Annotated in this window: 21 protein-coding genes and 1 tRNA gene; 16 read left to right on the forward strand and 6 right to left on the reverse strand. The window is 45.0% G+C overall.

Annotation, left to right across the window (positions count from 1 at the left end; genetic code table 11):
- Nucleotides 1-7 precede the first annotated feature (7 nt).
- The 5 genes from gatA (at nt 8) to HW988_RS00285 (ending at nt 5,671) form a co-directional block, all read left to right on the forward strand.
- Entirely contained in the window at nt 8-1,480 is a 1,473-nt protein-coding gene (gatA, locus tag HW988_RS00265) for an Asp-tRNA(Asn)/Glu-tRNA(Gln) amidotransferase subunit GatA (RefSeq protein WP_181605725.1), read from the forward strand.
- Nucleotides 1,470-2,903 (forward strand): Asp-tRNA(Asn)/Glu-tRNA(Gln) amidotransferase subunit GatB, encoded by a 1,434-nt coding sequence (gene gatB / locus HW988_RS00270; protein ID WP_181605726.1) that lies wholly within the window; start codon nt 1,470-1,472, stop codon nt 2,901-2,903. The genes gatA and gatB overlap by 11 nt, the downstream gene beginning before the upstream one ends.
- Before the next feature lies 1 nt (nt 2,904).
- Nucleotides 2,905-3,825, forward strand: a complete 921-nt coding sequence (locus HW988_RS00275; protein WP_181605727.1) for a Ppx/GppA phosphatase family protein — start codon at nt 2,905-2,907, stop codon at nt 3,823-3,825.
- Entirely contained in the window at nt 3,782-4,231 is a 450-nt protein-coding gene (locus HW988_RS00280; RefSeq protein WP_181605728.1) for a DUF192 domain-containing protein, read from the forward strand. The genes HW988_RS00275 and HW988_RS00280 overlap by 44 nt, the downstream gene beginning before the upstream one ends.
- A 105-nt stretch (nt 4,232-4,336) precedes the next feature.
- Nucleotides 4,337-5,671: a LysM peptidoglycan-binding domain-containing protein gene (locus tag HW988_RS00285; RefSeq protein WP_181605729.1), complete on the forward strand. Its 1,335-nt coding sequence runs from the start codon at nt 4,337-4,339 to the stop codon at nt 5,669-5,671.
- A gap of 101 nt (nt 5,672-5,772) precedes the next feature.
- Here HW988_RS00285 and HW988_RS00290 read toward each other — a convergent pair whose 3' ends face one another.
- Nucleotides 5,773-6,141, reverse strand: a complete 369-nt coding sequence (locus HW988_RS00290; protein ID WP_142698483.1) for a PilZ domain-containing protein — start codon at nt 6,139-6,141, stop codon at nt 5,773-5,775.
- 374 nt (nt 6,142-6,515) lie between these two features.
- Here HW988_RS00290 and rho point away from each other — a divergent pair, with 374 nt between their 5' ends.
- Nucleotides 6,516-8,264 (forward strand): transcription termination factor Rho, encoded by a 1,749-nt coding sequence (rho, locus tag HW988_RS00295; RefSeq protein ID WP_181605730.1) that lies wholly within the window; start codon nt 6,516-6,518, stop codon nt 8,262-8,264.
- A 70-nt stretch (nt 8,265-8,334) separates the two neighbouring features.
- On the opposite strand, the gene HW988_RS00300 is transcribed toward rho, so the two are convergent.
- Entirely contained in the window at nt 8,335-8,724 is a 390-nt protein-coding gene (locus HW988_RS00300) for a hypothetical protein (protein ID WP_181605731.1), read from the reverse strand.
- A gap of 166 nt (nt 8,725-8,890) precedes the next feature.
- Nucleotides 8,891-9,271 carry a hypothetical protein gene (locus HW988_RS00305; protein WP_181605732.1) on the reverse strand — a complete coding sequence of 127 codons (381 nt, stop codon included), beginning with the start codon at nt 9,269-9,271 and terminating at the stop codon, nt 8,891-8,893.
- Between the two features lie 310 nt (nt 9,272-9,581).
- Here HW988_RS00305 and HW988_RS00310 point away from each other — a divergent pair, with 310 nt between their 5' ends.
- The 4 genes from HW988_RS00310 to murA all read left to right on the forward strand — a co-directional run bounded on the left by HW988_RS00310 (nt 9,582) and on the right by murA (nt 13,148).
- Entirely contained in the window at nt 9,582-9,827 is a 246-nt protein-coding gene (locus HW988_RS00310) for a type B 50S ribosomal protein L31 (RefSeq protein ID WP_181605733.1), read from the forward strand.
- Between the two features lie 114 nt (nt 9,828-9,941).
- Entirely contained in the window at nt 9,942-11,015 is a 1,074-nt protein-coding gene (prfA, locus tag HW988_RS00315) for a peptide chain release factor 1 (protein WP_181605734.1), read from the forward strand.
- Between the two features lie 5 nt (nt 11,016-11,020).
- On the forward strand, nt 11,021-11,902 hold the full coding sequence (prmC, locus tag HW988_RS00320) for a peptide chain release factor N(5)-glutamine methyltransferase (protein WP_181605735.1): 882 nt from the start codon (nt 11,021-11,023) through the stop codon (nt 11,900-11,902).
- Complete coding sequence (gene murA / locus HW988_RS00325; RefSeq protein WP_181605736.1) at nt 11,895-13,148, forward strand: UDP-N-acetylglucosamine 1-carboxyvinyltransferase; 1,254 nt, start codon at nt 11,895-11,897, stop codon at nt 13,146-13,148. Before prmC ends, murA begins: the two co-directional genes overlap by 8 nt.
- A gap of 87 nt (nt 13,149-13,235) precedes the next feature.
- Here murA and HW988_RS00330 read toward each other — a convergent pair whose 3' ends face one another.
- The gene (locus HW988_RS00330) at nt 13,236-14,015 is read right to left on the reverse strand and encodes a hypothetical protein (RefSeq protein WP_181605737.1); all 780 of its coding nucleotides are present in this window, start codon (nt 14,013-14,015) and stop codon (nt 13,236-13,238) included.
- A gap of 472 nt (nt 14,016-14,487) precedes the next feature.
- Nucleotides 14,488-14,886, reverse strand: coding sequence for a hypothetical protein (locus HW988_RS00335; protein ID WP_142698491.1), 399 nt, complete (start codon nt 14,884-14,886; stop codon nt 14,488-14,490).
- Between the two features lie 259 nt (nt 14,887-15,145).
- Between HW988_RS00335 and HW988_RS00340 the strand changes: the two genes are divergently transcribed.
- The 5 genes from HW988_RS00340 (at nt 15,146) to HW988_RS00360 (ending at nt 21,151) form a co-directional block, all read left to right on the forward strand.
- Nucleotides 15,146-18,055, forward strand: a complete 2,910-nt coding sequence (locus HW988_RS00340) for a tetratricopeptide repeat protein (RefSeq protein WP_181605738.1) — start codon at nt 15,146-15,148, stop codon at nt 18,053-18,055.
- Nucleotides 18,056-18,089: 34 nt separating this feature from the next.
- Nucleotides 18,090-18,398 carry a hypothetical protein gene (locus HW988_RS00345; protein WP_181605739.1) on the forward strand — a complete coding sequence of 103 codons (309 nt, stop codon included), beginning with the start codon at nt 18,090-18,092 and terminating at the stop codon, nt 18,396-18,398.
- 17 nt (nt 18,399-18,415) lie between these two features.
- Nucleotides 18,416-19,708, forward strand: coding sequence for a serine--tRNA ligase (gene serS / locus HW988_RS00350; protein ID WP_181605740.1), 1,293 nt, complete (start codon nt 18,416-18,418; stop codon nt 19,706-19,708).
- A gap of 99 nt (nt 19,709-19,807) precedes the next feature.
- Nucleotides 19,808-19,897, forward strand: a tRNA-Ser gene (locus HW988_RS00355).
- Nucleotides 19,898-20,119: 222 nt separating this feature from the next.
- On the forward strand, nt 20,120-21,151 hold the full coding sequence (locus HW988_RS00360) for a hypothetical protein (RefSeq protein ID WP_220128778.1): 1,032 nt from the start codon (nt 20,120-20,122) through the stop codon (nt 21,149-21,151).
- A gap of 6 nt (nt 21,152-21,157) precedes the next feature.
- Here HW988_RS00360 and HW988_RS00365 read toward each other — a convergent pair whose 3' ends face one another.
- The gene (locus tag HW988_RS00365; RefSeq protein ID WP_181605742.1) at nt 21,158-21,709 is read right to left on the reverse strand and encodes a hypothetical protein; all 552 of its coding nucleotides are present in this window, start codon (nt 21,707-21,709) and stop codon (nt 21,158-21,160) included.
- Nucleotides 21,710-21,797: 88 nt separating this feature from the next.
- Between HW988_RS00365 and HW988_RS00370 the strand changes: the two genes are divergently transcribed.
- Nucleotides 21,798-22,430: a DedA family protein gene (locus tag HW988_RS00370; RefSeq protein ID WP_181605743.1), complete on the forward strand. Its 633-nt coding sequence runs from the start codon at nt 21,798-21,800 to the stop codon at nt 22,428-22,430.
- Nucleotides 22,431-22,443: the final 13 nt, after the last annotated feature.

Genomic DNA, 22,443 nt, shown 5'->3' on the forward strand with positions numbered 1-22,443 from the left:
GTTGATCGTGGATTTAACTTTTGCCTCGTTAAGTGAGATCTCTGAAGCGGTAAAATCAAAAAAAGTGAGTGCGAAAGAAGTAGCCGCGCATTTTCAAAAAAGAATCGAGTCACTTGATCCAAAATTGAACGCGTTTACTTCGCATAATCCGAATGCTCTTGAAGATGCCGAAAGTACGGATTCAAGGATTGCAAAGGGCGAAGACGTCGGTCTGCTTGCGGGCGTGCCTTTTGGCATTAAAGAAATGCTTTGCACCAAAGATTTAAAAACGACAGCGGGCTCAAAGATTTTAAGTAACTTTGTTCCACCTTATGATTCGACCGTGGTTGCGCGACTGAAAAAACAAGGCGTCACAGTCATGGGAAAATTGAATCAAGATGAATTCGCGATGGGTTCTTCGAATGAAACATCTTTTTTTGGTGCAGTAAAGAATCCCTGGGATGTAAATCGCGTACCCGGTGGATCTTCTGGTGGATCCGCTGCAGCCCAAGCGGCTCGATTGGTTGCAGGCACAATTGGAACTGATACGGGTGGATCCATTCGACAACCAGCAAGTTTCTGTGGAATTGTGGGAGTAAAGCCTACGTATGGACGTGTCAGTCGTTACGGAATTATTGCGTTTGCTTCGTCGCTGGATCAAGCCGGCCCCATGGTCAGCTCAGTTAAAGATGCGGCGCTGACGATGGAAGTAATTTCCGGCCATGATCCGATGGACTCAACTTCATCTCAAAAATTAGTTCCTGCGTGGTCTCAGAAACTTTCGACTGATGTGAAAGGTGTAAAGATCGGCGTGATCAAAGAATATATGAAGGGCGGCTTGGACGCCGATACTGAAAAAACTTTCAGCGAATCTTTGAACACTTTAAAAAGCATGGGTGCGGAGATTGTTGAAGTTTCTGTATCAATGTCAGAATTTGCCGTGCCTATTTACTATCTGATCGCAACAAGTGAAGCGTCTTCAAATTTAGCTCGCTATGATGGAGTTCGTTATGGCTACCGCGCGGAATTTTCAAGCCTTGCAGGCGTAGAGCTTGAAGACTTTTATGCAAAAACTCGCGGTGAAGGATTTGGCCAAGAAGTAAAACGCAGAATCATGTTGGGTACATATTGTCTTTCAAGCGGTTATTATGACGCTTACTATACCAAGGCAGGTCAAGTTCGTCGCATGTTGACTGAGCAATATCTGGCGGCGTTTAAAAAATGCGACGTGATTTTGAGTCCGGTAACAACTTCGCCGGCCTTTAAAATAGGTGAATTAGTATCAGATCCGTTGGCGATGTATATGAATGACATCTTTACAACTTCTACAAACTTAGCGGGTCTGCCAGGCATGAGTGTTCCTTTTGGAGCATCTCACGCCGGTTTGCCAATTGGTGTCCAGGTCACAGCAAATCACTTTGATGAGCAACGCATGCTGAATGTGGCTGCGGCCTTGGAATCGGTTTCTCCGGTGAAAGGAAGAAAACCCCATGTCATATAGAGGTTATGAACCTGTCATCGGTATCGAAATTCATGTGCAGCTGCAGACGCACAGTAAAATGTTTTGCGCGGACGCAACGAACTTTGATGCAGCCGACAATGAAAATGTATCGCCGGTCAGCGCAGGCATGCCGGGAACCTTGCCGGTCGTAAATAAACGCGCTATCGAATTCGGAATTAAAACTGGATTGGCATTGGGCTGTGATATCAGAAGAAAATCTGTCTTTGCTAGAAAGAACTATTTTTATCCAGACATGCCCAAGGGCTATCAGATTTCTCAGTATGAACAGCCGATCTGTGAGAATGGAAAAATCACATTCAAAGTAAATGGTGTGGATAAAACTGTTAATATCTCTCGAGCGCATTTGGAAGAAGACGCAGGAAAATCAAATCACAGTGGTGCGCACACTCTTATTAATTTAAATCGTGCCGGCATTCCACTTTTGGAAGTCGTGACCGGTCCTGATTTGCGTTCGCCGGCGGAAGCTGCGGAATACGGGCGTACTATTCGTCAAATTGTTCGCTACCTTGATGTCTGTGACGGAAACCTTGAGGAGGGATCGTTGCGCTGTGATTGCAATGTCTCCGTTCGAAAAACCGGTGCTGAGCAATTTGGAACGAAAGTCGAAATCAAGAACGTGAACTCTTTCCGCTTTGTTGAAAAAGCGATCGAGTACGAAATTGAAAGACAGATCGATGAACTTGAACGTGGCGGGAAAATCATTCAGGAAACCCGACTGTGGGATCCTGATAAAAATCGTACCTTTTCGATGCGTTCAAAAGAAGATGCTCAAGACTATCGCTATTTCCCTGACCCAGATTTGCTGCCACTGATTGTTACAGATCAGTGGATTGAGCAACTTCGTCAGGAACTTCCAGAGCTACCAATTGCCAGAGCCAAAAGATTTCACGAAGAACACAGTCTTCCGGAATCCGATGCGCAGGTTCTGACAATTGAAAAATCGGTGGCGGACTTTTACGAAGCCACAGCCCAGGCATCTAAAAATCATAAAGCCTCGGCGAACTGGATTATGTCAGAATTGATGCGTGAGTTAAATACGGCAAATATGGATATCGATAAATCACCGATTAAACCCGCGCAATTAGGAAAAATGATTGCGATGATCGACGCTGGCACAATATCGGGAAAAATGGCAAAATCCGTTTTTCAAGAAATGTGGGATTCGGGTAAAGAGCCAGATACTATCGTAAAAGAAAAAGGACTTGTGCAAATCACCGATACGTCGGCGATTGAAAAAATTGTCGATGAAGTTTTGGTGAATAATGCTCAGGCGGTCGAAGACCATAAATCCGGCAAAAAGAAAAATCTCTTTGGATTCTTTGTGGGAGCGGTTATGAAGGCTTCCAAAGGCCAAGCCAGCCCGGATCTGGTAAATAAGATTCTGCAGGAGAAACTTAAGTAATATGAAAGTCGCAGCTCTTGATTTAGGAACGAATACCTTTTTATGTCTGATCGCCGAAGGTGATAAGAACGGAATCACCAAGGTTCATAAAGACTTGGTTGAAGTCGTGCGCCTGGGACAAGATGTGGATAAAACCGGAGAGCTTCATCCAGATGCACTTGTTCGCGCCAAAAAATGTCTGACAGGGTTTAAAAAAGAAATCGATAGGCATAACGTTGATAAAATTCTTGCGATGGCAACATCGGCTGCGCGTGATGCAAAGAATGGTCAGGATCTTTTTAATATCGGAAAAGAACTGGGTATTCCTATTGAAGTCATTCCTGGCGAAGACGAAGCACGCATCAGCTATCAAGGTGCAACCGGTGGCGTGATCGACCCTGCTAAAACCAATCTGGTGATTGACGTTGGTGGTGGTTCGACGGAGTTCATCGTGGGGCATGGGGAAAAGATCCTGTTCGGCGAAAGTCTAAACATGGGTGGCGTTCGATTGACTGAAAGATTTGTTACGCAACAACCTGTTCCCCAAAATGAACAAGCGAAACTTAATCTATATATAGATGAACAGCTTCAAAAAATTCTGCCAGATCTCCGCAAGTACAAACTGGATCAGATTCTGGCTGTTGCGGGCACCCCAACTTCAATCGTGGCCATTGAGGTGGGCGGCTTTGATGAAAAGAAAGTTGATAACTATTTCGTTACCAAAGAGAGATTGGAGCATTGGGTGAATGTCTTTGCCCAAACTTCGGTCGAGGAAAAGCGAAGCAAGTACCACCTAGGGGGTCGTGCCGATATTATTTTTGCTGGAGCCTCCATCTTGTTAAATACAGTCAAAGCTTTGGGTATGGCGGGTATGGTTGTTTCTACTAAAGGGGTTAGATATGGCGTCGCTCTTGAGATGCTTCGTTCTGGGGATCATTCTTAGTTTTGCTGTAACTTCTGGAGCAGCAGAAAAGTTTCCGACTAAATCAATTAAAGTGGGCAACAAAACGTTAACTGTCGAGGTTGCAACAACATCGAAACAGCAAGAGCAGGGCTTGATGTTTCGCACGCACCTTGGAGAAGACGAAGGCATGCTCTTTATTTTCTCCAATGAAGAAACCAGATTTTTTTGGATGAAAGACACGATGATTGATCTTTCCATCGGATATTTTAATAAGGATGGAAAACTAATCGACGTCCAGGAAATGAAGTCCGGCAAAGGTCTAGCGGATACATCCCTTCCCTCTTATGCCAGCGCACAACCCGCAAAGTACGCTCTGGAGATGAATAAGGGCTGGTTTGACAAAAATAAAATTAAGCTTGGAACAAAGTTAAAAATCAATCCATAGTCTAGGCTAAGCATAAATAATTGCCAGCCTTCTATACTTGGCTTTAGATTGATATTAACGGTTTACTGAAACAGTATGTTTCGTAGCATCACTCAAGGACGAAAAATGATGAAAAAACTCGTTGTACTACTAGCGTGTTTCGGTTTGGTTGCAAATCTTAGTGCCTGCAGCCTTTTTAGTAAGGATTCTAAATCTGGTGAAGAAGTCACTTCTGACTTTGATTCAGCTGATTTGGAAAAACTTGAAGGCGAAGACGCTCTTCAAGCAGAAGGTGGCGCAGCTCCGGCAGCATCCGACCAACTTCCAGAAGATGCACTTGGCGAAACTCAAACTGACACTGCAGCAGCAGCTCCATCGGATATGCCGGCTGAAGCTCCCGCAGAACCGACTATAGCGGATCTTCCTGCAGACCCGTTTGCTCCACAACCAGATGCAGGTGCTCCAACTGATACGGCATCTTCGTCTGTTCCAGAGCCAACAACTCCAGATATGCCAGCACCAATGTCGGATTCTTCAAGCACGGCTTCTACTACATACGTAGATCAAAGCTCTGAGCCTGCAGCTCCGAAAGTTTCTAAGCCACTTCAAAAAGTTGCAACAGCACCTTGGCAAGTTGGTAAAGTTTGGTACAACACGGTTTACTTCGCACGCCCAGGTGACTCTTTGAAGAGCATCAGCACGATGATCTATGGCAACAGCAAAAAAGTTGGCGAACTTAAAAAAGGAAATCCAACGATTGCCTCTCGTGGTGTAAAACCAGGTGATAAAGTTTATTACAACTCTCCTCACCGCGCTGACGACTCTGGCCGTTTGATTACTTACTACGAAGATAACGGAATCCAGCCTGAAGTTTATACTGCACAAGAAGGCGATGATCTTAAGAAAATCTCCAAAGAACTTTTGGGTTATAAAGATGCATGGAAAGAAGTTTGGGCAAGCAACTCTGTTGAATCCAAGACAAGTTTGCCTGCAGGAACTCAATTGCAATACTGGAAAGGTGGCCAAGTTGCTGCCGCAGCTACAGCTCCAACGGAACAGCATCAAGAAGTAGCAGGAACTCAAGCGCCTCCTCCAATGCCGGAAGCACCAGCAATGCCAGAGGCTCCGCCGATGCCAGAAGCTCCTCCACAACAGGCAGCTGCTGATATTCCACCTCCACCAGACATGCAACCTCCAGCTGATCAGATGGCACCTCCTCCTCCTCCGCCACCTGAGATGGCCCAAAATATGGCTCCGCCTCCACCGCCTCCTCCAATGCCGGTTATGAATCAACCGCACCAGGAAGCAGCTCCCGGTGGAATGGATAACGACACAACTATGGCTTTGGGTGTAGTTGGTTTGGCAGCAGCAGGTCTTGCAATCTTGATCGTGATGAGAAAGAAACGCAGACAACGTGAACTTGAACAACAATCAATGGACAACACTCACGTAGGAACTTAGTAAAACCGGAGATTCGAAACAGAATCTCTGAAAAAGTAAAAAGCCCACTTCAACAGTGGGCTTTTTTATTTTAAACCTACAACGAGCTACTTTGTGATAACTTATCCGACCTTTTTAAAGATCGAATCAATCACTGAGCGAGATTCACTGCGACCGTTCTCAACGAAATAAATCAAATCATCAACGATTTGAACGTCTCTGTTGTTCACGGGCATGAACTTCACTCCGCACCCATTTGAATTTGCCCAAATTATATGAGCGGCAACCTTGCGCTCTCGTCCTGCAACGACAAATATAAGGTGCAATTTTTCATTGGCGCGCACTTGGCCACCTGTAAACTCTAAAAAGGCTCCCGAGATGCTGATATTCTTAAGCGTGCCTTTAGTTTCCTCACGCGCATAATTACGCTTGAAAGAAACCTCTAGGTTTAGAGGGGTTCTTGGTGCCGGAACCTTTGCAGTGTCCTCCACATTAACTCCTTGGAATTGCTTAAAGTAGCTAGATAACTTTTCGGAATTGCGGGCGAAAAATTAAGAGTCTTGCGCTAAAAATACTTATTATTATGGTTACAGATAGGGAACGGAAACGCCTCATAATGATACTAAGTATTTGAAATGACGAAGCTTTGGTCGAACTCGTAAACTTTCAACTGGAGCCAGCTTTCGGGTCGGTAAAAAGTGAGTCGTATCCAAATAGGACTCCAAAGACATCCTTTTTCCCGTTGACAAGATATCCCCATTTCAAGGACAGTGGGGAAAAGCACACGATATCAGGTCCAGTCGACCATCTCTAATATAGTATTTCCCTTTTCTTTCTTTATTTAAATCCCACAAGGAGTATTTGTTTGTCCGAACCAAAAGATTCATCAGGCGTTGAAGTCGTTAAAAAACGCACTCGCACCACGAAGTCTGCAGAAGCAGCTCCAGTAGAGTCTGCACCAGAAGTCACTGCAGCACCTGTCGCAGCAGAACCTCCTCCCCAAGCACCCGCTGCACCAGCTCCAGCTGAAGCCTCCGCAGCCGGTTCTTCAGAGCCAGCTCCACAGCAACAACAACAAAGACAAGATCGTCCACAACAACACCAACGTCGTGATTTCCGCCCCAGCAATAGAGACAACCGCGATAATCGCGGCGACCGCAATGACCGTGGTGATAGAAATGACAGAAACGATCGTAACGACAGAGACCGTGGCCCCCGCCACAACAATGGCCCTCGTCGTGACTTCCACCGCGGAAGAAATGAAGACCACCAGCCAGGTGGTGATGATCAAAACGCAACTCAACAACAGCCTGATGTAGATTTGGCAGACATCCAACTGACTGACGAAGAGAAATCTTGGTTATCGTCTAAGGATTTGAAATCCAAAAACATCACTCAGCTGACTGAGCTTGCTACAAAACTTAAAATCGAAAATGCTGCCGGTCTTCGCCGTCAGGATATGATTTTTGAAATCTTGAAACGTGCAGCGAAACTTGGTCAGGACATTTACGGTTCTGGTGTTCTTGAAATCCTGCCGGACGGTTACGGTTTCTTGCGTTCGCCAGACTATAACTACCTTCCAGGTCCGGATGATATCTACGTTTCTCCTTCTCAAATCCGTCGCTTCGGCTTGAGAACGGGTGACACGGTGACAGGTACTGTTCGTCCACCAAAAGAGGGCGAGCGTTACTTCGCACTTTTGAAAGTTGATTCTCTAAACTTCGAGACAACTGAAAAAGGTAAAGACAAAATCTTGTTCGACAACTTGACGCCGCTTTACCCAAATAAGCGTTTGAAACTTGAACACAATCCGGGCGATTACACGACTCGTGTTGTGGACTTGATGGCGCCACTTGGAAAAGGTCAACGCGCATTGATCGTTGCTCCTCCAAGAACAGGTAAAACAGTTCTTATGCAACAAATCGCCAACGCGATTACTGCAAATCACCCAGAAGTGAAGTTGATCGTTCTATTGATCGATGAACGTCCGGAAGAGGTGACAGACATGCAACGTACCGTTAAAGGTGAAGTTGTATCGTCAACGTTCGATGAACCACCAACTCGTCACGTTCAAGTTGCAGAGATGGTTATCGAAAAAGCAAAACGTTTGGTTGAGCACAAGCATGACGTCGTTATCCTGCTTGATTCCATCACTCGTTTGGCCCGCGCATACAACACGGTTGTTCCGCCGTCAGGAAAAATCTTGTCAGGTGGTGTGGACTCCAACGCTCTTCACAAGCCAAAACGTTTCTTCGGTGCTGCTCGTAACATCGAAGAGGGTGGATCTTTGACGATCATCGCAACAGCGTTGATCGACACAGGTTCTCGTATGGATGAAGTTATCTTCGAGGAATTTAAAGGTACCGGTAATGCCGAGATCCACTTGGATCGTAAGCTTATGGAAAAACGTATCTTCCCTTGTATGGACATCAATAAATCAGGTACTCGTAAAGAGGACTTGTTGATTGATAAAGCAGACTTGAACCGTCTGTGGATCCTAAGAAAAGTATTGGCACCTATGAACGTTGTCGATGCGATGGACTTCTTGTTGGATAAAGTGGGTAACACTAAGTCCAACGCTGACTTCTTGAAAGCGATGTCCGGAAACGGATAACGAGCTTGCGCTCGCGAAAATAGAAAATAGATTTAAAGGGAGTCGCAAGACTCCCTTTTTTATTCTAAAATTAGCGGCAGTGAACGGGTTTTCCGTGGTCGTCGAACATTAGGTTGTCTCGGCAGTTTCTGCTGCGGCAATTTACTTCGTGCATTTTTCCCTGACGGGGCATGAAGAATCGGCCGTCGTTGCATTGTCTTGGTTGTAAGTTTAGATAGCCGTTACTGCGGCAGTAGCCATCATCGACGCGGACGCCACTTGGGTTGTAGCAGTAAGAATTCACCTGATAGTAATTTGATAAATTTGTACAGTAGCTGTAATCGACGACTTGTGAGTTGTTGTAACACTGACCGTTTGAAATAGTGTATGCCGTTGTCGCAGTTCCGCTTCCGCCGCCACTGTCTCCGCAACCTGATAAGCCCAGGAAAAGGGCGCCCAGAGCGATTTTCAGGATCTTCATATTGTTCTCCTCCGTTTAAGAAACAGAGGTGGTTATGCCATTGATTGACGAAAAATAGTTGATCCTCAGGCAGGCGAAGTTCAATTTTCAAAAACACAATTTGTGGAAAGCAGTTTTTACTTTGCGGATAAAACAAAGGGAGCTTGTGTGCTCCCTTAAGTGATTTCTATTTTTGGCTATAGCCGTGCAAAGTGCTTAGCTTTTTTTTCAAATGGTCAGTCTCGCAACCGCCGTACAAGGTGCCATTGATGATAGCTTCAAATGGATAGATAAAATCTGACATTCCGTCACTGCCTGTTTTTGTTGTATCAATCACCATGGTGTTGTTAACTCCCACGACGGAAATTTGAATCTTGCCGCCTTTATCAAAGATGACTTGAGCCACACCCGTTTGATCATTTTCACCGGGGCTGCTGTGAGCCACCTGATTGGTGTCAGAATCATAAGTCAGATTAATAAAGGGCTCCGTAAAAAAGCAGTAGATCTTTTCGGCTTTCGCCGCTTGTGTAACCAATAAAATTGCGAAAATAGGCAATAGACGTTTCATAAATTCCTCTTTGATTCAGGGAATATCTGTGAGGTGGCAGAAAATCACAAGTTTCAATCAGGCAACGGTTGTGGTGCAAATCAGGTCTGGTTTTAAAGCCGAAAGGGGTCTCATTAGGAATTGACTGGGTGGCCCCGAGAATTTAACTAAGATACTGATATTATGAGGTATTTTATAAACTATTTGTGGTAAATTAAGGTCTTTCGGGTGCTAAAAAAAGCAGCGATTAATGCTCGACAGCGGGTAACCCCTGTGTTACATCCTTACAGCTTAAGACCCACAGGTTAAATTATTTAAAAGGAATCAGGTCATGAAACAAAACCTTCATCCAAAAGTTAATACTGTAGTTTTCAAGGATATCTCTTGTGACTTCAGTTTCTTGGGAACTTCTACTCTTCACTCTAACGAAATGGTTAAGTGGGAAGACGGTAAAGAGTACCCTCTTGTTAAAGTTGAGATCTCTTCAGCATCTCACCCATTCTTCACTGGTAAACAGCGTGTAATGGATACTGAAGGTCGTATCGATCGTTTCAAAAAACGTTACGGCAAAAAGTAAATTGCAGACCTCCATCAGGAGGACTCTCTTATGTGAAATGCGGTTCCTTACTCGAACCGCATTTTCATTTCTGAATACCAACTCGATCTTGCAGCTGACCTAGGAGCAATCCCCATGTTCTCGAAATTGGAAGAAGTTGAATCACGTTACGAAGAAGTGAATATGTCACTTCAGCGTCCTGACATTGCTTCAAACCAAACTCAATACCGCGCTCTCATGAAAGAGCTAGGGAACTTGGAAAAGATTGTTGTCCCTTTCCGCGATTACAAGAAAAAGTCTGAGAACTTAAAGGCCAGCAAAGAACTTCTGACGGCCGAACAAGATCCAGAAATGCGCGAGTTGATCCGTGAAGAAGTAAAAGAACTTGAAGCGGCCCTTCCGGTGCTTGAAGAACAACTGAAAATCGCCTTAATCCCGAAAGATCCAAACGACGACAAGAATATCATTCTTGAGATTCGTGCGGGCGCGGGCGGTGACGAGGCTTCTTTGTTCGCCGAAGAGATGTTCCGTGGTTATACTCACTATGCTTCTTCCCAAGGTTGGAAAGTTGAAGTCATTTCTTTCTCCGAAGGTAACGTCGGGGGAGCAAAAGAGATCATCGCTTCCGTTTCTGGGGATTCCGTATTCAGCAAATTGAAATTCGAATCTGGCGTTCACCGCGTTCAGCGTGTTCCAGCTACTGAGGCTGCGGGTCGTATTCATACGTCCACCGTAACAGTTGCTGTGATCCCTGAAGTGGAAATCAAAGAAGTGAACATCCCAATGTCTGACGTGCGTATTGAAACAATGCGTTCTCAAGGTTCGGGCGGTCAGTCCGTCAATAGAACTGAGTCAGCAGTGCGTGTTGTGCATTTGCCAACGGGTCTTGATGTGAAGTGCCAAGAAGGTAAATCCCAATCTGCCAATCGTGAGCGTGCATTCCAAATCCTTTACGCAAAACTTCAGCAAATTGAAGATGAAAAAGCACGTAAAGAAGCTTCTGATGTTCGTTTGGACCAAATCGGTACTGGCGATCGTTCAGAACGTATCCGTACTTACAACTTCCCTCAGACACGTATTACTGATCACCGTATTGGTCTTACGATCCATCAGCTGGATCAAGTCATGAGCGGATCTTTTGGGTTGCTGATTGACCCACTCGTTGCTAACTTCCAAGCAGAGGCTCTTAAAAAACAGACCTCTGCTTAGGGCTAATGAAACTCAAAGAAGTACTCGATAAGACCACCGCATTTTTCAAAGATAAAAAGATAGAGACGCCTCGCCTCGATGCGGAGCTTTTGTTTGCCCACAGCTTAAAGCTTGAGCGCATTCAGCTTTACTTAAAGTTCGACCAGCCTCTATCCGAAGCCGAACTGGCGGGTCTGCGCGAATTGGTTCGTCGCCGTGGTCAGGGTGAGCCCGTCGCGTATATCCTGGGTTACCGTGATTTCTATAAATCCCGGTTTGAAGTTTCCCCGGCAACTTTGATCCCTCGTCCAGAAACAGAACAAATCGTTGAAGAAGTTTTGGCATGGGCCAAAGATAAAGACCAACCATACACGATCCTTGATTTAGGAACGGGCACCGGTTGTTTGGGCCTTAGCATTCTTAAAGAGCTTCCAAATGCCAAGTTAGTATCCGTAGATGTGTCAGCTGATGCGATCGCGGTTGCTAAACGCAATGCCCAGAACCTGGGATTGGCTGATCGGGCGGAGTTTGTTAATGCAGATGCATCCAATGTCGATCTTGTAATGGCATCTTGCAGGAACTTCATGGGACAGAACACGATAGACATATTAGTCTCTAATCCTCCCTACATTGCGAACAATGATCCGGCAGTGCAGGAGAACGTAAGAAAGTTTGAACCATCTACTGCACTATTCGCAGAAGACAATGGATTAGCACTTTTGAAATCGTGGTCCAAGGCGTATGCTCCATACTTGTCATCAGAGTCCGTGATGATGATGGAAATGGGCATGAGCCAAGGCTCTGCAATGCAGAGTTATTATTCTGATTTAAATATTTTTAAAAACGTGCGCGTACTGAAAGATCTTTCAGGGCTTGATAGAGTTATCGCAGGAGTGAAGCATGGATAAAATGGTTGTGATGGGTAATGGCCCACTTAAAGGTACAGTAGCAGCAAGTGGCGCAAAAAATGCGGCTCTTCCGATTCTGTTTTCAACATTGCTAGCTGAAGGCAATCACGTTTTCACAAACATGCCGAAACTAAAAGACATCGAATCCACTTCTGAATTGTTAAACAGCTTGGGCTGCGAAACAAAATGGGTTGGCGATGAATTTCACGTGACTGTGCATAAGCCTGAATCTTTCGAAGCATCCTACGACCTGGTTCGTAAAATGCGTGCAAGCTTCCTGTGTATGGGGCCGATGCTGGCGAAATATGGTGAAGCCGTGGTTTCTCAACCCGGTGGCTGCGCTATTGGTTCGCGTCCGATCGATTTGCACTTGGACGGTTTCAAAGCTTTGGGTGCAACTATCACACAAAAAGAAGGTTACGTTCACGCAGCTTCTCCGAAACTTCAGGGTTCAACATTCTTGTTTGAAACTGTGACAGTGGGTGGAACAGAGAATGTGATGATGGCAGCCACGCTTGCAAAAGGTGTGACTATCCTTGAAAACGCCGCAAAAGAGCCAGAGATCGTCGACCTTGCAGAGTACCTAAATAAGATGGGTGCAAAAATCACAGGCCACGGTACTTCAGTTATCCGCATCGAAGGTGTTGAAAAATTGCATCCAGCAAAACACGCGATCATGCCAGATCGTATCGAAGCGGGTACTTTGTTGATCGCCGGTGCAATCACAAAAGGCCAAGTAACAGTTACGAACTGTGTACCCGCACACTTGGAAGCCTTGATTTTGAAAATGCGCGAATCTGGTTTCAAAATCGAAACAACAAAAGACACAATGACTGTATTCCCTGCTGATAAATGGGAAGCGGTCGATGTGACGACGGCTCCTCACCCATTGTTCCCAACAGATCTTCAAGCCCAATTCATGGCCTTGATGACTGTTGCAAACGGCACAAGCGTGATCACAGAAACGGTTTTCGAAAACCGCTTCATGCACGTAACAGAACTTTGCCGCCTAGGATCTGACATCACTCCAAAAACAAGAGTAGCCGTCATCCGCGGAAACCCAGGCCAACTAACAGGCGCTCCAGTAATGGCAACTGACCTACGTGCCTCAGCCTCCCTAGTCCTAGCCGGCCTGGTCGCAAGCGGCGAAACAGTAGTAAGCCGCATCTACCACTTGGACCGTGGCTACGAAAAACTAGAAGACAAGCTTTCAAGCTTAGGCGCAAAAATCCGCCGCCAAGAGTAGCCCCAACTCAAAAATCTAAATCAAAAAAGGCAGGATCAAAAATCCTGCCTTTTTTTCGGGTTCAAGTCCTGTTGGTCACCCCAATTTTTAATAAGCTAAATTCATATGAAAAGCATAAGCGAGATCTTGCCCCGTAAGGCTGTCATATTCAGTCTGTTTGGGATTGATGACCGGAGTGTAACAAGAAATCTCCTGAACAATTTCACCTGGCGAGTTGTTGCCGTACCAGAATCGAACGCCAGTGAAATTTGGTAGCTGACGAAAATCAGCTTTCTTCTCGATGACCGAGTAACTGACTTTTAGTTTTTCTTGAATATTATCTTTTCGACGAATCGTTATCGAACAAAACGGCTCTTTCTTAATCGACCGCAAAGCCACCACGTGACCTTCTTGGAAATAGAATGTCCCCGCTGTTCCGGTATTAAATAGATTCTGCAAAGCCACTCCACTATGATCACAAAAATGAAATCGCAAATAACTTACACGATTCTCAAAAATAAGCGGTCTGTTGTGATGATTGGTGACTTTAAATTCAAAATAAGAATCGCGAAGTTTAAACTTTTTCCCAATATTCTCAGATGACACTGACCGTGACCCAATCTGTTCTGCATGCTTATGCTCCGATTTGCGAAGCCATGTAATCATTCGCATCCGATAAGAACTTTTAATTTCAGAAGCAACGACTGCACTAGAAGGAATCGATGTAGGAGCTGCAGCAATAGATGCAATGCGGCGAACCGGAGAAGACTCAACAACCAAAGAAACTGGCCGTTGAAAAAGAAAATCTGCTTCGTCCTGCCGAGAACGAAGCCCAACGAAGAAACAAACCCCAGCCAACCCCAAAAGAACCCAATTAGCTCTATCCACCAACTAAATGGTACAGCCAAGAATCAACAAACCAACTAAACATTTAAAAGATTATCAAAAAGAGATGGAATCCCACGAACAACCAAAGACTCCCATAGAACCACAGGAATCTAATCATTTAAAAAAAGTCCGACAATCGTATAAACCCCCTCTTCTGCCCATTTGTTTGAACATGTCTCAACAAACCCAGCAAAATTCAGCGGAAGCAATTTGAGCTGCCCGTCCGAAGAGAGGCCTTCGGCGGCGCATGGATGCGCGAACCGGCAAAGCCGGCGCCGATGAGTCACGATGACGTGCCGACCGCAGCGACGGGTAGAACAAATTGATTTCGATGAATCTTCGTTCAAGGATCTCTAGTTGCAGAAAAAAGGCAAAAAAAAGGGCCAGCAAGGAGGGGATTTATGCTGACCCTGTTAGGACTAAAAAAAATGATCTCAGCCCACGGAGGGGATTGGGGCTGAGACCTTTACGATTACTGAGTAACCTCAGAGATACCGAACACTACGAAGACAATCGTCTTATTCCCAGAAGCCATTCCAGGGAGGGGATCCACAGAATAACTTCCATATGCGGGAGCAAGCTGATGCTCTTGTTCGATACCGCTAATCATAACTTTGAAACCGATGAAAGGTGTAAGATCGAAGTCGGATTGAAGAAGGATTGTGTTTTGTGCATCAAGAACTAAAACGAAAGTTCCATCAGCCAAAACCGCAACTTCACCTACACGTGTCTGATAGTTGTAGTTTGAGGATTCTGTTCCAGTGATTTCATCGCCGTTGACTGCGTTGTTTGGTAATACACCAGCACGAGCCACTGCGGAAATCGCAAGGACTAGTAGGATGTATACTGCAATCAAAGCATTTTTAATCACGAGAGGTTCCCCCAAATAACTAAAAGACTCTTTTCCCTAGAGCAAGGTCTGTGCCAGATTGAGACAGCCCTCATCTCGAACGTGCTTGATTTGATGGCAACTCCGCCGGGGATCCGCACTCAAATCGGAACTAGAGGTAATTCCAATATGGGTTTGCAGTTCAACTTTGGAACCAGTTTCCCGACTAAAGCACAGAGTGAGACATCGGAATCAGGGGAGCTTGGTTGTTTGACAAAAAAGCCAGTATTATTAAGCATCTATGTCTCGCATACAAATCACCTGGGTAGTTCGAACACGCAGTGGGCAAGTTAAAGGCCCTTACTCTACGGAAGCCATTCTTCGCATGATTGGTGAGGGTGTTTTTTCGGGTCAGGAGATGATTTCGAAATTGCCTGACGGTCAGTGGACACAGATTTCTAAAGAGCCTGCGTTCTATGATAAGTTGCTCGAAGCACTTGAAGGTGTTGTCGACGTCGATCCAAAAAAAGTTCAAAAGATGGAAGCAGAAACGGTGATAATGAAACCACCGTCTGGCCAAACAAATTCTTCGTCGACCATTCCTGGTGGTCCAACGAAAGAAAGCTTGGCGAATATCAAAGTCGATCCCAATGCGGGTCGAAAAATTGATATTTATGATGTCCCATCGCAAGTGGCGCCCGTGACTATTCCGGGAACTATTTCTTCAAATAAAACAAAAACGGATGCGAAAGCGACCGTCATTGATCTTTCAAATTTGAAAAACATGGAGAAAGATCAGCTCGTAAAAACTTTAAAGCTGCCACTATTGGGGCTTGCCGCTGTCATTCTTATTGGTATTTGGTTGTTGATGGATGACGGACCTGCGCGCGGAGATAAAATTCATCTCTTAGCTCCAGCCAAGCAGTCATCTCCGATGTCAGATGCTGACGTTAAAAAGAAGTTGAACGAAGCCTTGGTTGCAATGGAGTACGATACTTTTGAATCGTACTTGGATGCGCAAAATAAACTTGTCTCTATCGTGGAAGGTTCCTCTTCAAATCTTGAAGTGCGTGGATTGTTATGTGTGGTTTACAGAGAGCTTTGGCCATTTGCAAAACAAGATGCCCAGGATTTCAAAACCATCTCCGCCGTGACGCAGTCTACTCGCGCCATCAATGTCGTAAGTCCATTTGGTCGCGTGTGTGAGGCAGTTAAACTGTTAACGCTTGGTAAATTCCGCGAAGCCCGCAGTAATATTGAAGCGACTTTGGAAAGCCCCGAGCAGTTTTCTCTGGTGCCGATTCTTTATACGTATAAGGCGGAGCTTTTAGAGTTGGAAAAAGACTATAACAACGCAGTCCCCTATTTTGAAAAAGCCAGCCAGATGTGGGACAAATGGCTTCATCCACAAGTCATGTTGGGTAAGCTTTATATGTCTGTTGATAAATACAATGAGGCATCGCAAGTTTTAAGAAACGTTCTGGCCAAGAATCCTAAGCATCGTGAAGCCAAGATTTTGATGGGCATCACGGAGTATCGCGGATTTAAAAAATCGGATTCTGCGTTTAGCTTCTTAAGTGCAGCATTGGAATCAAAAAGCCAGGTTTCCCCTATCGTCGAGTCGACAGGCTTGCAGGTTCTGGCTGAAATTTACGTTGAAAGAAATGAAAAGAAAAAGGCCCTAAGCATGGCCCAAAAGGCGTTTGCACTGAACCCGAACAACGGCGGTCTTCGTCAGTTGGTGTTGCGCCTGGGTGGTTCGGATAAAATTTCTGGTGGTAAAAATCAGACCAGCGACATTCTGTTCTTGGGTGACCAATACGTGCGCCAAGGTGACTATCTTGCGGCCCAAGCAGAATTTAAAGCGGCTTTTGAATCGGATCCCAAGAATGGAACTGCAGCACTAAAAGCGGCAAAAGCATTGTGGCAATTAAATCAAAGTTTCGAAGCGATTGAGTGGCTTAACAAAGCTATTAAAGCTGAACCGAAACTGGTTTCTGCATATGTGACTCAAGCTGATTATCTGTCTCAGCGTTTTGACTTTGCAAAAGCCACGACTGTTTTAACGAATGCCATTCGTATCGCTCCAAATAACTATGAAGTCTTGCGTGGATTGGCATTGTTAGAATTCCGTAAAAACAATATGGCTGGAGCCGTCAATTACGGCATGCGCTCGTTGAAAGCGTATGACGGTGACATCGAAACATATATTTTGCTTTCTAAAGCAAACGGCTCTTTGGCTCTATCGATCATGCCTTTAAATAAAAAGGAAATTGAGCGGAAAGAAATCGCCGGAAAAGATGCCGTTCGCTTTGCAACGAAAGCTGTTGAGGTTGATGGAACGAATCCAGAAGCGCAAATCACTTATGCAAAAATGTTGGCAGCCACGAATGGTGTGGATTCCGGCATTACGTACCTTAATGAATTGATAAAACGATTCTCGTATACATTAGATTACCGTATTGCTTTGGCAGAGGTGATGAAGTCGGAGGATCGCTGGAATCAAGCCAAAGATATTTATGAAAGAGTCGTCGAGGCCGATCAGCGGAATAAAAAAGGTTGGTTGGGTCTTGGTGAAAGCTATAAGGCTTTGGGACTTAACGATAAATCTTTGAAAGCGTTCCTTCAGGCGGCGATTCTTGATCCCTCTGATGGTGAAGCTTTATTCCAAGCGGGAAAATTGTATTTGGAAACTGCTCGCTATGATGATGCGATCAAACAATTTAAACGTGTTCAGGCCACGAACCCGAACTACCCTCGGACCTGGTACAACATTGGTAAAGCAGCCTTTTCTTCGGGTGATTTGAATGGCGCCGTAGAAGCAGCGAAGATGGAAAAGAAGCTAAATCCAAATATCGCGGATTCATACATCCTGGCGGCAGAAGTGTATGCGGCTCGCAAACAGTTCACAGAGTGTGCAGGGGAATACTCCCAGGCCATGAAACTTCGTCCTCAAGGGGCGGATATTTATGTCAGGGCGGCCCAGTGTTATCGTCAGTCAGCATCTTTAGAAGTGGCAGAAGACATGCTTGCTTTGGCTGCGGCTCGTGAAAGTGGTTATGCGGAAATTTATCGGGAACAAGGGGCGATCTATGAGATCAAGGGTGATATTCGCTCCGCAGCACAGGCCTACAATAAATACTTAGGCCTCTCCCCAAATGCTCCAGATCGTGCTGAAATAGAAAACAAGTTAAATAGACTCGGCAATTAACACTGAGTACGGGACGTTTACGGAGGATGCCATCATGGGAATCGGCGACAAACTAAGTAGTTTTTCAAATAATGTTCAAGAGGGCGTAAAATCCACGACGATGACAGTTTTGCATATTTCTTTGCGACTGATCACAGGCTTCTTTGTCGGGATGACTCTGGCATTGATCGGTCAGGAATTGATTGGCTATGGAACATTCGCTCTGATTTTCGCGACGATTGTTGTCATGGCAGTTATCATGAAACTCCTTTCCCAGTGGAGTTTTGCGCAAATCTTAATTTTTGATTTGATTGTCGTCCTTGTCGGGATGCTTTTAAGAATGTATATACTGGTCGCACCTTAACCGAGGACTTCTGAACAATGATCGATATTAAACTTCTGGAAAAAAAAGCTGAAAATGGAGCTTCTTATTACGATGAGTATAAGCAGGCTTTGATCAATCGTGGTGGTACTCCGGAAATCCTGGATCAAATCATGGAGCTTAATAAAAAGCGCAAAGAGATGATCGCTCAGGCGGAAACTGCGAAAGCCAATCAAAATAAATTGAGCGGCGAGATTGGAAAACTAAAACGCGAAGGCAAAGATGCTTCCTCGCTTTTGGCAGAAGTGGAAACAATCAAAGGTTCCGTAAAAGATCTTGAAACAAAAGCTTCTGAAGCAGACCAACAAGTTTTGAATTTGGCTCTTGTGATGCCGAACAAACCGCACTCTTCTGTGCCGGTTGGTTCTTCTGAGAAAGAAAACCAAGTTATTAAAACTTGGGGTGAAATTCCAAAGTTTTCTTTCAAAGCAAAAGAGCACTGGGAGCTTGGTGAAAAGCTAAACATCATCGACTTCGAACGCGCTGGTAAAACTACAGGTACTCGCTTTGCTTTCCTTAAGGGGGCGGCGGCTCAGCTTGAGCGCTCATTGATTCAGTTCATGATGGATATGCATTCTACTCGTCATGGTTATACTGAAATGATTCCGCCATTCATGGTGAATTCAAACAGTTTGACGGGTACAGGTAACTTCCCGAAATTTAAAGAAGACGTTTTCCATTTGGAAGGTTCTGATCTTTATTTGATTCCGACAGCGGAAGTTCCAGTTACAAATTACTACAATAACGAAATCTTGGATGAAAAAGATCTTCCACAAAGCTTCTGTGCTTACTCCCCTTGCTTCCGTTCTGAGGCAGGCAGTGCCGGACGCGATACGAAGGGTTTGATTCGTCAGCATCAGTTCGACAAAGTTGAGCTTATGACTTTCTGTCATCCTGATAAGTCTTATGAAGTTCACGAGGCTTTGACGTCTCATGCAGAGCAAGTTCTGATTGATCTTGAGCTTCCTTTCCGCCGTATGCTTTTGTGCACGGGGGATATGGGCTTCGGATCTGCTAGAACTCATGACCTTGAAGTATGGCTTCCGGGTCAAAACACTTACCGCGAGATCAGCTCATGCTCGAACTTTGAAGATTTCCAAGCTCGTCGTGCAAATATCCGCTTCCGTTCTGCTGGTGGTAAGCCTCAGTTCGTTCATACATTGAACGGTTCTGCCCTGGCGGTGGGACGTACTTTGGTGGCGATTCTTGAGAACTATCAACGTGAAGATGGCTCAATCGCAGTTCCAAAGGCGCTTCAAAAGTACATGGGCGGTAAAACCGAAATCAAATAGTGTGATTAGGGCCTCACAGCCGGTGTAGGTCTTAAATATGCTGTGCGTCATTACAACAACCGCTTGATAACTCACGTCAAAACCCATAGAACGGTCGACGGAGAGTTGGTAGAGTGGTTGAATACACCAGTCTTGAAAACTGGCAGCCCTTCGCGGGGCTCGAGGGTTCGAATCCCTCACTCTCCGCCATTTGTTTGCTGGACAGCCAAGCTGAATGCAGACGCAAAAAACGAAAAAGCGATCCTTAGTGATCGCTTTTTTTATTTCTGAACATCGCAAGTCTGGTCTATTGGCAAGATTGTGTTGTGGCCCTTCCTCTGTAGTAAATTTTTCCTTTAACATATAGTTATGAGACTGTTTATAGCGCTTGGATTACTGACCTATCTTGTGAGCCCAGGGGCTAAAGCATGGATGGGATTCAAAATCGTGGATTCTGAATATTCCATGGAGAAAGATTCAGAAGTTCCAAAAAATCCTATCAGTATGCCAGCTCTGCGATCACAAGACACCGTGGGGATCTGCTATGCCTTCACGGCCGCGGCCCTTTTTGATCAAGCCAATTGTGTCGCAAGAAAAATCGCGAACTGTGCCGAGATGCCCGAAAAGGATCGAGTTTCTCCCTTGGATCTTTCCCGATTTGGCAAAACATTGCCGGAAGATCAAGACCGAACTGATCGCTTTAATTATGAAGGTTTGAATATCAGTGGATCGAATGCGGCTTTGACTTTGCAAAATGCTATCGGTTCCGGTGGGATTGCACGCGAAACCTGCGCTCCGTTTGATCAATTCACATCGAGCGTTTCAGATTTAAAAGAGGCGCAAAAAATCGAATCGGAAATCTGGAACAAATTTACCAAAGCCTATAATGAATATGTAAAAATCAAAAAGAAAAGTGGCCAGAGAGCCGCAGATCTTTTTGCCGCTGAAAAATCAAAAGAGTTAGTGGAAAATTGCGGAATAAAAACTCCTCAAGAAGAAATGCTTAAGGCGTTCTCTGAAGATACCTATGAAAGATTTTTGGATAAGGCTTTGGTTCCTGATAAATGTTGGGATTTTAAGGAGCAGCTAAGTCTAAAGGGAGATTGGAAATTAAATATCTTTCCGTCTGTGGGTAAAAAATCAAACTACAAAGAAACGTCAGAAAAGATCAAAGATATCCTGTCAACAGGCCAGCCCGTCGTATTTGATTTTTGCGCGCAGGAACCACTTACAGCAAAAAAAATCGAACAGTGTAAAGGCTATGGCCACTCGGTCGTGGTGACGGCGTTCAGTAAAGCCTGTAACTCGAAAGGCAAGTGTGTTGATCGGGTGAGGGTGCAAAACCCATGGGGTGCTGGCTGGCAAAAAAATTATACCGATGACGGCTGGGTAGACGCCAAGGTCCTTCTTGACCGTAGTTTTTACGAGAATCAGACCTTGACCTGGTTATCAGAAAAAAAATAAATCCAACTACAGATTTTTGTTCATCGTACAAAAGATTTTTGTACTTTGCGGCCCGAAACCGCCGTACGTGATGTAGTAAATCGTTTTTGTTACGGGGTCTTGGCGCATGTAATAGACAATCGCGGGGCCTCCTTCAGAGTTAGTCATAACCACTCGTGAGGCGTTGCTTCCTTCTTGGATGCGAGCGTTCTGTCTGGCGTAGTCGGTAGCCTCTTGACGTCCTTTTGTCAGATCCCAGTTTGCATAAGGATTTTCTGGATAGAAGTAAGCAAACATTGTGGAGAAGTAAGTTGTCCCGTTATCCAATTGATCAATCATCAACTCGGCAAAGTGTTCGTGGTCAGGATTTAGATCTCCCAGATGATAGCAACCACCACTGTAGACTGCTGGCTCCAGGCTGACTGCATGTGGAGTGTTGTTGAATCCGGAAAGAATGGATTTCATAACTTTTGTGCATTTCAAACTGTCGCAAGCGTCCTCTGGAAGCTCGGAAACAGCTGGCGCCGCATGAACTGATAATGACCACAGTGCAGTAAGAATGATGATGAGTTGTTTCATTTATGTCCCCTCGTACTAAAAGCATAAATTTTCTTTGGGGACCGTCAATCGGTTTGTTATGCTCGGTTGAATTTAAAAAGGAAACTCTATGTCTCACCTTATCGATATTATTTTGCATCTTGATCAGCATTTGGTTCAGTGGATGGCGTATTTTGGTCCGTGGATCTATGTGATCATGTTTTTGGTGATTTTCTGTGAAACAGGTTTGGTTGTGACGCCGTTCTTGCCTGGGGATTCTTTGTTGTTTGCGCTGGGTGCATTGACGACGGTCGAGGGCGGTTTGAATCTTTGGATTTTGTTGGGCTCTTTAACGATTGCCGGGATCTTGGGTGACACCGTCAACTATCACTTGGGTAAGAAGTTCGGTCCCAAGGTCTTTGAAATCGACAGCCGCTTTTTTAAAAAGCAATACTTGATCGATACACAAAACTTTTATGACAAATGGGGAGCTTTCACTATCGTGGCCGCTCGTTTTGCACCGATTGTTAGAACATTCGCGCCATTTGTGGCGGGTATCGGTAGCATGAAGTACAGAAAGTTTATTTCGTACAATGTGATTGGTGCGATTGCTTGGGTCTTTATCTTTATCCTGGCGGGACATTTCTTTGGAAACTTGCCAGTGGTAAAAAGAAATTTCCACATCGTGATCTTTGGCGTGATCGGCGTATCTTTGATTCCGATGATTTGGCCTTGGATTTCTTCTCGCCTAAAAAAGGCATAGTAAAAAAGCTGCT

The organism is Bdellovibrio sp. KM01 (assembly GCF_013752535.1).
Taxonomy (GTDB): domain Bacteria; phylum Bdellovibrionota; class Bdellovibrionia; order Bdellovibrionales; family Bdellovibrionaceae; genus Bdellovibrio.

Bases quoted from the DNA above. Each gene is read 5' to 3' on its own strand.
- gatB (WP_181605726.1), top strand. From the start codon at position 1,470: ATGTCATATAGAGGTTATGAACCTGTCATCGGTATCGAAATTCATGTG.
- HW988_RS00275 (WP_181605727.1), top strand. From the start codon at position 2,905: ATGAAAGTCGCAGCTCTTGATTTAGGAACGAATACCTTTTTATGTCTG.
- HW988_RS00280 (WP_181605728.1), top strand. From the start codon at position 3,782: ATGGCGTCGCTCTTGAGATGCTTCGTTCTGGGGATCATTCTTAGTTTT.
- HW988_RS00285 (WP_181605729.1), top strand. From the start codon at position 4,337: ATGATGAAAAAACTCGTTGTACTACTAGCGTGTTTCGGTTTGGTTGCA.
- HW988_RS00300 (WP_181605731.1), bottom strand. From the start codon at position 8,724: ATGAAGATCCTGAAAATCGCTCTGGGCGCCCTTTTCCTGGGCTTATCA.
- HW988_RS00305 (WP_181605732.1), bottom strand. From the start codon at position 9,271: ATGAAACGTCTATTGCCTATTTTCGCAATTTTATTGGTTACACAAGCG.
- HW988_RS00310 (WP_181605733.1), top strand. From the start codon at position 9,582: ATGAAACAAAACCTTCATCCAAAAGTTAATACTGTAGTTTTCAAGGAT.
- prfA (WP_181605734.1), top strand. From the start codon at position 9,942: ATGTTCTCGAAATTGGAAGAAGTTGAATCACGTTACGAAGAAGTGAAT.
- prmC (WP_181605735.1), top strand. From the start codon at position 11,021: ATGAAACTCAAAGAAGTACTCGATAAGACCACCGCATTTTTCAAAGAT.
- murA (WP_181605736.1), top strand. From the start codon at position 11,895: ATGGATAAAATGGTTGTGATGGGTAATGGCCCACTTAAAGGTACAGTA.
- HW988_RS00340 (WP_181605738.1), top strand. From the start codon at position 15,146: ATGTCTCGCATACAAATCACCTGGGTAGTTCGAACACGCAGTGGGCAA.
- HW988_RS00345 (WP_181605739.1), top strand. From the start codon at position 18,090: ATGGGAATCGGCGACAAACTAAGTAGTTTTTCAAATAATGTTCAAGAG.
- serS (WP_181605740.1), top strand. From the start codon at position 18,416: ATGATCGATATTAAACTTCTGGAAAAAAAAGCTGAAAATGGAGCTTCT.
- HW988_RS00360 (WP_220128778.1), top strand. From the start codon at position 20,120: ATGGGATTCAAAATCGTGGATTCTGAATATTCCATGGAGAAAGATTCA.
- HW988_RS00365 (WP_181605742.1), bottom strand. From the start codon at position 21,709: ATGAAACAACTCATCATCATTCTTACTGCACTGTGGTCATTATCAGTT.
- HW988_RS00370 (WP_181605743.1), top strand. From the start codon at position 21,798: ATGTCTCACCTTATCGATATTATTTTGCATCTTGATCAGCATTTGGTT.